General features: G+C 66.6%; 11 protein-coding genes. 4 read left to right on the top strand and 7 right to left on the bottom strand.

Going from position 1 to position 10380, the window contains the following annotated elements; genetic code table 11:
- A partial coding sequence (gene ttfA, locus WA317_RS19265) for a trehalose monomycolate transport factor TtfA (protein WP_425174556.1) occupies positions 1–667 on the bottom strand: 667 nt, incomplete at its 3' end.
- A 129-nt stretch (positions 668–796) separates the two neighbouring features.
- Positions 797–3343 carry an ATP-dependent chaperone ClpB gene (clpB, locus tag WA317_RS19260; protein ID WP_425174555.1) on the bottom strand — a complete coding sequence of 849 codons (2547 nt, stop codon included), beginning with the start codon at positions 3341–3343 and terminating at the stop codon, positions 797–799.
- A 155-nt stretch (positions 3344–3498) separates the two neighbouring features.
- On the opposite strand from clpB, the gene WA317_RS19255 reads away from it, so the two are divergent.
- The 4 genes from WA317_RS19255 to WA317_RS19240 all read left to right on the top strand — a co-directional run bounded on the left by WA317_RS19255 (position 3499) and on the right by WA317_RS19240 (position 6814).
- Positions 3499–3804, top strand: coding sequence for a hypothetical protein (locus tag WA317_RS19255; RefSeq protein WP_425174554.1), 306 nt, complete (start codon positions 3499–3501; stop codon positions 3802–3804).
- Between the two features lie 194 nt (positions 3805–3998).
- Positions 3999–4670 (top strand): GAP family protein, encoded by a 672-nt coding sequence (locus WA317_RS19250; protein WP_425174553.1) that lies wholly within the window; start codon positions 3999–4001, stop codon positions 4668–4670.
- A 23-nt stretch (positions 4671–4693) separates the two neighbouring features.
- Complete coding sequence (locus tag WA317_RS19245) at positions 4694–5857, top strand: FAD-binding oxidoreductase (protein WP_425174552.1); 1164 nt, start codon at positions 4694–4696, stop codon at positions 5855–5857.
- Positions 5858–5923: 66 nt separating this feature from the next.
- Entirely contained in the window at positions 5924–6814 is an 891-nt protein-coding gene (locus WA317_RS19240) for an aldose 1-epimerase (RefSeq protein WP_425174551.1), read from the top strand.
- Positions 6815–6817: 3 nt separating this feature from the next.
- Here the strand turns inward: WA317_RS19240 and WA317_RS19235 are convergent, their stop codons facing one another.
- From WA317_RS19235 to WA317_RS19215, 5 genes are all read right to left on the bottom strand, one after another.
- On the bottom strand, positions 6818–7255 hold the full coding sequence (locus WA317_RS19235) for a hypothetical protein (protein WP_425174550.1): 438 nt from the start codon (positions 7253–7255) through the stop codon (positions 6818–6820).
- Between the two features lie 108 nt (positions 7256–7363).
- Complete coding sequence (locus tag WA317_RS19230; RefSeq protein ID WP_425174549.1) at positions 7364–7756, bottom strand: heat shock protein transcriptional repressor HspR; 393 nt, start codon at positions 7754–7756, stop codon at positions 7364–7366.
- Positions 7756–8934: a molecular chaperone DnaJ gene (gene dnaJ / locus WA317_RS19225; protein WP_425174548.1), complete on the bottom strand. Its 1179-nt coding sequence runs from the start codon at positions 8932–8934 to the stop codon at positions 7756–7758. Before dnaJ ends, WA317_RS19230 begins: the two co-directional genes overlap by 1 nt.
- Positions 8935–8978: 44 nt before the next feature.
- Positions 8979–9644: a nucleotide exchange factor GrpE gene (gene grpE / locus WA317_RS19220; RefSeq protein ID WP_425174547.1), complete on the bottom strand. Its 666-nt coding sequence runs from the start codon at positions 9642–9644 to the stop codon at positions 8979–8981.
- A partial coding sequence (locus WA317_RS19215; RefSeq protein WP_425174546.1) for an Hsp70 family protein occupies positions 9641–10380 on the bottom strand: 740 nt, incomplete at its 5' end. The genes grpE and WA317_RS19215, both read right to left, overlap by 4 nt.

Below are 10380 nucleotides of genomic sequence, written 5' to 3'. Positions count from 1 at the left end.
GTGCCAGGGGACGGCTCGGTGCCGCGTTACGGCGCCCGCCAGACTGCGGCGCGGGCTGCGGCAGCGGCGGCAGCACCCGCAGCAGGTCGTTGAACTGCCGCACCGTCCGCAACCCCTCATCCCATTCGGCGCGGTTACTGGCGATCGGCATGCTGACCAGCGTCCAGTTCTGCTCGTTCCACATGATCTCGGCGCAATCCGGTGCGGTGTGCGCGAACGTAACCATGCGGCGGTCGCAGGCCCGTCGGGCCGCATCCAGGTTGGTCGAGTACACCATTCGCGGCCCGATCGCCCCGAGCAGCCAGATGTCGGTCTCGCGTGGCTCTTTCAATCCTTTGAGCCGCAGGTCGATGACGACGTTCGTGCCGACCTTGCGGTGCAGGGCGACCACGGTGGCGACCTCTTCCAGGTCGAAGATGAACACCGCCTCGCCACGGATCTGGCCCAGCACGACATTGCGTGCCGGAATGTCGCCGACGGTCGACATCACACCGCGCTTCCAGCGGTGCAGGATCTCAGTGTTCTCCGGCTCGTAGTCGAAGCCGTGCGACCGTGCCCACGATTTGCGGCGCCGGCCCCGCCCGCGACGTCGATCCAGGTCGACGTAAAGCAGCACCGCGGCGCCGACGAAGCACAGCGCCGAGAGCGTAAACCAGAGCGGAACCATCGCACGTAGCCTAACCGCTGTTAGCCCAGAACCAAGAACGTAAGCGGGTCACAACACGGTCACCACCGGTGAACGTCAGCCCGTGGCGATCGCGAGCGCGGCGTACCCGGGCGAAGCGGGTCGCCACCCTCAGCCCAGGATCAGCGAATCGCCCTCGGGCGTGACGTTGACCGGGATGATGTCGCCGTCGTGGGCGTCGCCGGCCAGCAACATCTTCGCCAGCTGGTCGCCGATGGCCTGCTGCACCAGTCGCCGCAGCGGGCGCGCCCCGTAGACCGGGTCGAATCCGCGCTGCGCCAGCCAGCGCTTGGCCGGCAGCGAGACTTCCAGCTGCAGCCGCCGTTGCGCGAGCCGCTTGTCCAGCTGCGCGAGCTGGATGTCGACGATCTGCACCAGTTCTTCGGGGTTGAGCCCGTCGAAGATGAGCACGTCGTCGAGGCGGTTGATGAACTCGGGCTTGAACGCCGAGCGCACCGCGGCCATCACCTGCTCCTCGTTGCCACCGGACCCGAGGTTCGACGTCAGAATCAGGATGGTGTTGCGGAAGTCGACCGTCCGCCCCTGCCCGTCGGTGAGCCGGCCCTCATCGAGGACCTGCAGCAGCACGTCGAACACGTCCGGGTGGGCCTTCTCGATCTCGTCGAAGAGAACCACGGTGTAAGGACGCCGGCGCACCGCCTCGGTCAGCTGACCGCCCTGGTCGTAGCCGACATAGCCCGGCGGCGCGCCGACCAGGCGGGCCACCGAGTGCTTCTCGCCGTACTCGCTCATGTCGATGCGGACCATCGCGCGCTCGTCGTCGAACAGAAAGTCGGCCAGCGCTTTGGCCAGCTCGGTCTTGCCGACACCGGTGGGGCCGAGGAACAGGAACGACCCGGTCGGCCGGTTGGGATCGGCGACGCCGGCCCGGGTGCGGCGCACCGCATCACTGACGGCCTGCACCGCCTTCTTCTGTCCCACCACGCGCCTGCCGAGCTCGTCTTCCATCCGCAGCAGCTTGGCGGTCTCACCCTCCAGCAGCCGCCCGGCCGGGATACCGGTCCACGCCGACACCACGTCGGCGATGTCGTCGGGGCCGACCTCCTCCTTGAGCATCACCGCTTCCCGGGCCTGCGCCTGGGGCACCGCGGCGTCGAGCTTCTTCTCCACTTCGGGGATGCGCCCGTAGCGCAGCTCGGCCGCCTTGGCCAGGTCGCCGTCACGTTCGGCCCGTTCGGATTCACCGCGCAGTGTCTCGAGCTGTTCTTTGAGCTCGCGGACGCTGTCGATCGCGGTCTTCTCGTTCTGCCATCTGGTCGTGAGCTGTGCCAACTTCTCTTTGTGGTCGGCAAGCTCGGCGCGCAGCTTCTCCAACCGCTCCCTCGAGGCCTCGTCTTCCTCTTTGGCCAGCGCCATCTCTTCGATCTCCAGCCGGCGGACCAGCCGCTCGACTTCGTCGATCTCGACCGGACGCGAGTCGATCTCCATCCGCAGCCGCGCCGCCGCCTCGTCGACCAGGTCGATCGCCTTGTCCGGCAGGAACCGGGCGGTGATGTATCGGTCGGACAAGGTGGACGCGGCAACCAGCGCCGAGTCGGTGATGCGCACACCGTGGTGCACCTCGTAGCGCTCTTTGAGTCCGCGCAGGATGCCGACAGTGTCCTCGACCGACGGCTCCCCGACGAATACCTGCTGGAAACGCCGCTCCAGCGCCGCGTCCTTCTCGATGTGCTTGCGGTACTCGTCCAGCGTGGTGGCGCCGACCAGCCGCAGCTCGCCGCGGGCAAGCATCGGTTTGATCATGTTGCCGGCGTCCATCGCCGATTCGCCGGTCGCCCCGGCTCCGACGATCGTGTGCAGTTCGTCGATGAACGTGATGATCTGCCCAGCGGAGTTCTTGATCTCGTCGAGCACGGCCTTGAGCCGCTCCTCGAACTCACCGCGGTATTTCGAGCCGGCCACCATCGAACCCAGGTCCAAGGAGACGACGGTCTTGTCGCGCAGGCTTTCCGGCACGTCGCCCGCGACGATGCGCTGAGCCAGCCCCTCGACGATCGCGGTCTTACCGACGCCGGGCTCACCGATCAGCACCGGATTGTTCTTGGTGCGACGGGACAGCACCTGCACGACACGACGAATCTCGTTGTCACGCCCGATGACCGGGTCGAGCTCGCCCTCGCGGGCGAGGGCCGTCAGGTCGGTGGAGTACTTCTCCAACGCCTGGTAGGTGGCCTCCGGCTCCGGGCTGGTGACCCGGGCGCTGCCGCGCACCTTGACAAACGCCTCCCGCAGCGCTTGCGGGGACGCGCCGTGGCCGGTGAGCAGCTTGGCGACGTCGGAGTCACCAGTGGCCAGGCCGACCATCAGGTGCTCGGTGGACACGTACTCGTCGTCCATCTCGGTGGCCAGCTGCTGAGCAGTGGTAATCGCGGCCAGCGATTCGCGGGACAGCTGCGGCTGCGCACTGGCGCCGCTGATTTGCGGCAGCCGGTCCAGCAGGCGCTGCGCTTCGGCGCGGACCGTGGCGGGCTCGACGCCGACTGCCTCCAGCAGCGGCGCAGCGATCCCGTCGTTCTGGGTCAGCAGTGCCAGCAGTAGGTGAGCGGGCCGGATCTCCGGGTTACCGGCGGCCGAGGCCGCCTGCAGCGCCGAGGTCAGCACGGCCTGAGTCTTGGTCGTTGGGTTGAACGAGTCCACACCGGCCTCCATCTGGGTCCAAAGGGAGTTGCTAAAAATGCTTGTCGGGATATCCAACGCCGTCAAGGTTGAGTGTGTTCCGCTCAACCCGAACCAATTCTACGGAGTTGTCACCGACCGCCGCTTGCTCATTCTTTCGAACCTATGATCGAGCGATGGGTCGCCTAGCTTCGATCGGTTATAACGGGCAGCCGCTTCCCGACCCCTTCCGCGTGGTGCGGCCGCCGATCACCGTGCTGATCGACTTGACCGTGCTGTTCCCGCGGGAGCCGCACCGTTCTGGCCGCTACCATCCCCAGGGGCTGCAGCTGCACAAAGTCGTCGAAGGCCGATTGTCCTGCTGGGGCGTCTGCGAGCAGGGCGACTGGTGGGGGCTGGTCACCTATCCGGTCGACTACGGCTCAAAGCGCAAGACGGTCACGCACTGGGTGCCGGCCTGGACGCTGCGCCGCAAAAGCTAGCCGTGCGGTGAGCGGTTCGCCCCGCACTGCCTCGCCAGAGACCGATGGTGACGGTTGGGGAGTGACATCGCATGCGATATCACCTTCTCAGGGCCACTATCGGTTCGAATAGCTCAAAACGAACTGATTACCCGCGAGGCCCAGTTGATCGGCTTTTTCGCCAGCACCTGACAGCTGTCCGCTACGGTTCTCGCGTGGTTACCAGCTTGGGCTCGGCGCTGAGCCGACTCATCCCCCTCGCGCTTGTGATCGCCCTGTCGCCGCTGTCGATCATCCCAGCCGTGCTGGTGTTGCACGCGCCGAAACCGCGGCCGAGCGGGCTCGCGTTCCTCACCGGCTGGCTGGTCAGCCTGACCGCCATGACGGCGATCTTCGTCGCGGCGTCCGACGGGCTCGCTTTCCTGCACAAGTCGCCGCCGACATGGGCGTCCTGGCTGCGTGTCGTGCTGGGTTCGACGCTGGTCGCGTTCGGCGTCTATCGGTGGGTGACCCGGCACAGCCATAGCGAGATGCCCGGCTGGATGCGCTCGCTGGAGGGTGTGACCCCGGTACGCGCAGCGCTGTTTGGCGCCTTGCTAGCCGTCGTCCGACCCGAGGTGTTACTGGTGTGCGCGGCAGCCGGATTGGCAATCGGCGGCCCCGAGCTCGGCGTCACCCGCTCCTGGACCGCGGCGGTGATCTTCGTCGTCGTCGCCGCGTCCTCGGTGGCGATCCCGATCGTGGCCTACGCCGTTGCCGGCGACCGTCTCGACCAACCGCTGGCCCGGCTGAAGCACTGGATGGATCAGCACAACGCCGCTCTGGTGGCGGCCGTCCTGGTGCTGATCGGGCTGCTGGTTTTCTACCACGGGATTCGCGGCCTGTAACAACGAGCCTAAAATCGTCGCACGTGGGCTTAGAGGATCGGGACGCACTGCGGGTGCTGCACGATGCCGTGCACCCGTCCGACGCCACCGGGTTGATTGGCAAGTTCTACACCCGCTGGTTCGACCTCGACGTCTCGACGCGTGACCTCTTTCCGCCCGACATGGAAGGGCAGCGCGCCGCGTTCGCGCAGGCACTGCGCTGGATCTACGGCGAACTGGTCGCGCAGCGCGCCGAGGCACCGGTCGCGTTTCTGGCCCAACTCGGCCGTGACCACCGCCAGTACGGTGTTCAGCCGGCGCACTACGAGACCCTGCGGCAGGCGCTGTACGCGACGTTGCGCGATCAGCTGGGTGACCGCTGGAACGACGCCGTCGACGAGGCCGCCCGGCAGTCGCTCAACCTGATCACCGGCGTGATGAGCGGTGCCGCCGACGCCGAGGCGGGGCCCGCCTGGTGGGACGGCACAGTCATCGAACACCTGCGGGTGTCCCGCGATCTGGCGGTGGTGCGGTTGGTTCTGGACCGTCCGCTGCCCTATCACGCCGGCCAGTACGTCAACGTCGCGATCCCACAGTGCCCGCGGCGCTGGCGGTATCTGACTCCCGCGATTCCGCCGGACGACAGCGGCGCTGTCGAGTTCCACATCCGGGCGGTTCCGGGCGGACTGGTCAGCACCGCCATTGTCGGCGAGACGCAGCCCGGCGACCGCTGGCGACTGTCCAGCCCGCACGGCGCGCTGCACGTAGACCGCGACGGTGGCGATGTGTTGATGGTGGCCGGCAGCACCGGGGTGGCGCCGCTGCGCTCGATTGTCATGGATCTCGCCCAGTGGGGCGAGAACCCGCGCGTGCACATGTTCTTCGGCGGGCGCTACCCGTGCGAGCTCTACGACCTGCGCACGCTGTGGCAATTGGCGACGCAGAACCCGTGGCTGTCGGTTTCGCCCGTGTCGGAGTACACCCGCGATCCCAGGTGGGCCGCCGACTACCCCGACGTCACGCCGCCGCGCGGCCTGCACGTGCGCCAGACCGGCCGATTGCCCGAGGTGGTAGCCAAATACGGTGGCTGGGGCGATCGGCAGATCCTGATCTGCGGCGGCCCGAAGATGGTCCGGGCCGCGAAGACCGCACTCGTCGCCAATGGGGCCCCGCCGGAACGCATTCAGCACGACCCGCTGAACAGCTGATAGGTAGGCGGCGACCCGCTTCGCCCGGCTTCCAGCCGCGCTCGCGATCGCCGCTAGGCTAATCGCGTGCACGTCGTCACGCTGCGCGACCCGTCGTCCTCAGTGGTGGCGCAGTACGTGCCGTCCGCCGGGATGATCGGCGTCTCGTTGACCGATTCCGACGTCCAGTTGCTGGGGCTGCGGCGTGGCCTGGACGCGTACATCGAAGCCGGCAAAACCATGGGCATCCCGATCTTGTACCCGTGGGCGAATCGGCTGGGCGACCGCAGCTACACCGTCGGAGACAATGAAGTCGTGTTGCAGCCCGACGGCGCAGGAGTGCGATTCGACCCCAACGGCCTGCCGATTCATGGGTTGCTCGCGGGCTATGGCGGCTGGCGGGTGATGACCGAGTCAGCCGACGAGCTGACCGCTGAATTGAATTTCGCCGGCGATCCGGCGCTGCTGGCCAGCTTCCCGTTTCCGCATATGTTGGTAGTGCGGGTCAGCCTCGCTGACCGCACGTTGACCGTGCGTACCACCGTGTCGGCGATCGGGGACAAAGCAGTGCCGCTGTGTTACGGCTTTCACCCGTACCTGCAGTTGCCGGACGTGCCGCGCGCGCAGTGGACCATCGAGACTCCGCCGCTGCGGCACTTGACTCTTGACGACCAAGGGTTGCCGACGGGCGAGACTTCCGAGCAGGCGCCCCTCCGTGAGCCGTTGGGCGACAGAGGTTTCGACGACGGTTACGGCGCGGTGGCCGACGGTTCGGTGTTCGCGGTTTCCGGCGGCGACCGTCGTATCGAAGTGCACTTCGAGCAGGGCTATCCGGCCGCGCAGATATTCGCACCGCCCGGCGAAGACGTGGTCTGTTTCGAGCCAATGGCTGCGCCGACCGATGCGCTGCGCCGCGGCGGCTACCGATCAGCGCAGCCGGGTGAGCCGGCGGTCGCGGTGTTCTCCATCCACGTCTGACGTTCATTGAGTCCAGATGCGAGGGTCTTCCTCGTAGGCCGACGGTGTCTCGAGTTGAGCAATGCGGTTCGCGCCGACCGTGTAACGGGCGATCAGTCCGATCGCTATGCCCTCGTGATGTTCGACGATGATCTGGATGCCATCCCGGTTCTCTTCCGGCAGAGACACATTCACTGCCACCGCGACAGCCCGCAGATCGTCCTTCGACTGGGCCAAGTCTCGCCACAGCGTGGCGAGCTGTTCGGAGACCTCCGACACCTTTCCGCTCGGATCACTGGGCTGGACAGCTTGGACGTGACCGTCGACGGACATCGCGAAAGCAAAGGGCTGAAAGTTTCCCGCTAACGAGATGCGACGAGCCGCGAGACCACCTGCCGCATCGTATAGCTCGTCGAGGTCAGCTTGCGCCTGGTGACTCGCGCTGTCGCCCCAACTCGCCATCAGGCGTCCCTCCTCCGGTGCCGCACCGTCGGCGTGCTTGATCCAGGGTGATGTGGGCTGCAGTCTATTACCGTGTCGCTAAGGTTGGCGTCGCGATTCGCCCGCTCATCAACCCGCGCTATTGCTGCGGCCGCTGCGGGGCCGCCAGACCACCACGGCGGTGCTCTTCGGCACAACGGCGAGATCACGCCGCTGATTGGCCCGTAACGCCTGGATCTCGTCGGCCATCTCTTTGACCCTTGATTGCAGCGCCTCTACCTGGTTGGTCAGTTCAATGATGCGTTTGATGCCCGCCAGGTTGACGCCCTCGTCCTGGGACAGCCGCTGCACCTCGCGGAGCAAATCGACGTCATGCTGCGAATAGCGCCGTCCCCCACCGGAACTGCGCTGTGGGCTGACCAGACCGAGCCGGTCGTAGGTGCGCAGTGTTTGAGCGTGCATACCGGCCAGCTCGGCGGCCACCGAGATCAAAAAAGTCCGAGCGTCGTCTTGTCTCGTCATCAGCGGTTACCTGCCCATCCGGCTCGCGGGTCGAACCCGCTGGCCCGCTCGGCAGCGGCGTAGCTCTCCAGGGCCTCCTGGGCGGCGCCCTGCACGTTCGGCGGTACCGCCACTTTGACGGTGACGAGCAGGTCACCGTTGCCGCCGCTGCGCTTGGGAACGCCGCGGCCGCGCACCCGCAGGGTGCGTCCGTCAGCGGTGCCCTTGGGCACTCGAACACCGACCTTGCCGTCCAGCGTAGGGACCGAAAGGGTTGTGCCCAAGGCTAGTTCGGTGAAACTGACCGGAACTGTCACGGTGAGATCGTCGCCGTCGCGGGCGAATACCTTGTCCGGCCGGACGTGCACCGTCACATACAGGTCACCTGACGGGGCGCCGCGCAGGCCGGCTTCACCCTGTCCGGCCAACCGAATCCGTTGTCCGTCTTCGACGCCCGGCGGGATCCGCACATTGATGGTGCGGGTGCGGGTAGTCACACCGGTTCCCTGGCACTGCTCGCACGGGTGCTCGATGACCGACCCGGTGCCCCGGCAGTCGGTGCACGGTTCGGAGAAGCCGAACGCACCCTGGTTGCGGCTGATCACACCGGAGCCGTTGCAGGTCGGGCAAACCTTGGGGCTGGTGCCTGGGCGCGCTCCGCTGCCATGACAGTTGGTGCACGGCGCCGGACTGGTCAGCCGCAGCGGCATCGCCACGCCTTTGGTGGCTTCGACGAAATCCAGCTCGGTTTCGGTCTCCAAATCGTTGCCGCGGCGCGGTCGGCTGGGCCGTGGTGCGGCACCGCGTCCGAACAAGCCGCCGAACAGGTCGCCGATGTTGGTGCCGCCGCTCTGCCCGGCAGCGTCGAACAAATCGCTCAGGTTGAACTCGGCACCGTCACCGCCGACATCGAAGCCGCCGAAACGGCCGCCGTTGAACCGGCGACCGAATCCACCGCCGCCGGCGAACAGTCGACGCGTTTCGTCGTACTCCTTGCGTTTGGCCGGATCTGTGAGCACTTCCTTGGCTTCGGACACGGCTTTGTATCGGTCTTCGGCCGCTTTGTCGCCCGGGTTCCGGTCCGGATGGTTGTCAGCGAGCAGCTTCCGGGCTGTCCGCTTGATCTCGTCAGGACTGGCGTCCGGGGAGACGCCCAGTTCCTTATAGAAGTCCTTCTCGACCCATTCGCGCTGGGCCATGTCGCGTCACCCCCTTCCACCCTCGAGGTTGAGTTCTGTTGCCGCTAATTCTGCGTCGATTCTGATTGTGCGTTCTGCTCACCGGTGTCGGAGTCGTTATCGGCGGTATCCGAGGCCGAGCCGTCGTCGGCAGAGGTCCCGGACTTCTCGTCGACAGTGTCGACCACGCCCACCAGAGCATGTCGCAGCACCTGCTCGCCGAGTCTGTAACCCTGCCGCAGGACGGTTCCGATTACCGGCCGAGAACCCGCACCTCCGTCGCCCTCGTGCTGCACGGCTTCGTGCAGCACCGGGTCGAAGTCGTCACCCTCGGCGCCGAACGCCGAAAGGCCGAGCCCGCTCAGCGCGCTGGCCAGCTTGTCGGCCACCGACCGCAGCGGACCTGACTCCAGATCACCGTGGCTGCGGGCGCGCTCGAGATCGTCGAGGACACCGAGCAATTGAGTGACCACAGTGGCTTTGGCCCGCTCAGCGGACGCCTGCTGTTCGCGCAAGGCCCGCTTGCGATAGTTGGCGAAGTCGGCTTGTACCCGTTGCAGGTCTGCTGTCAGCTCGGCAACCTTGTCGACGCCTGCCACAGGCTCGCCGCCTGCCGGCGCCGACCCACCATGGGCCGGCCCGGCAGGGGCAGCGCGTACTTCTCCGGTCTCAGGGTCGATCCGCCGCTTGTCGGTGACGGTCACCTGTTCGCGTGGATTACCTTCGGTCACCGGGCCTCCCGCTCATCGTCAACCACCTCCGCGTCCACGACGTCGTCAGCACCACCGGACCCGTCGTGTACCGGACCGTCAGGGCCGCCCGCGTCCTGCGCAGCCTGCGTTGCTTCGTAGATCGCCTGGCCGAGCGCCTGAGACTCCTGACCCAGCTTCTCCATCGCCGACTTGATCGCGCCGATGTCGTTGCCGCTCAACGCCGTCTTCGCCTCAGCCACCGCAGCCTCCACCTTGTTCAGCGTGTCCTCCGGCACTTTGGAACCACCCTCGGCCGCTGGGCTCCGTTGTTCAGCGACGAACTTCTCCGTCTGGTAGACCAGCGTCTCGGCCTGGTTGCGCACGTCGGCCTCCTCGCGACGCTTGCGGTCCTCGTCGGCGTGCGCCTCGGCGTCCTTGATCATCCGGTCAATCTCGTCCTTTGACAGCGCGGAGCCTTCCTGGATGCGGATGGTGTTCTCCTTGCCGGTGCCCTTGTCCTTGGCGGTGACGTGGACGATGCCGTTGGCGTCAATGTCGAACGTGACCTCGATCTGCGGGATGCCGCGTGGAGCCGGCGGAATACCGGTCAGCTCGAAGCTGCCGAGCAGCTTGTTGTGCGAGGCGATCTCGCGCTCACCCTGGTAGACCTGGATCTGCACCGACGGCTGGTTGTCGTCGGCGGTGGTGAAGGTCTCCGATCGCTTGGTCGGGATGGTGGTGTTGCGCTCAATCAGCTTGGTCATCACGCCACCCT

Origin of the sequence: Mycobacterium sp. (assembly GCF_049802695.1) — a bacterium.
Classification (GTDB): Bacteria; Actinomycetota; Actinomycetes; order Mycobacteriales; family Mycobacteriaceae; genus Mycobacterium.
Note: the sequence above shows the minus strand (reverse complement) of the source record. Positions and strands in the feature narration are given on the sequence as shown.

Coding starts and splice junctions, on each gene's coding strand:
- WA317_RS19255 (WP_425174554.1), top strand. CDS start 3,499: ATGGGTCGCCTAGCTTCGATCGGTTATAACGGGCAGCCGCTTCCCGAC.
- WA317_RS19235 (WP_425174550.1), bottom strand. CDS start 7,255: ATGGCGAGTTGGGGCGACAGCGCGAGTCACCAGGCGCAAGCTGACCTC.
- WA317_RS19230 (WP_425174549.1), bottom strand. CDS start 7,756: ATGACGAGACAAGACGACGCTCGGACTTTTTTGATCTCGGTGGCCGCC.
- dnaJ (WP_425174548.1), bottom strand. CDS start 8,934: ATGGCCCAGCGCGAATGGGTCGAGAAGGACTTCTATAAGGAACTGGGC.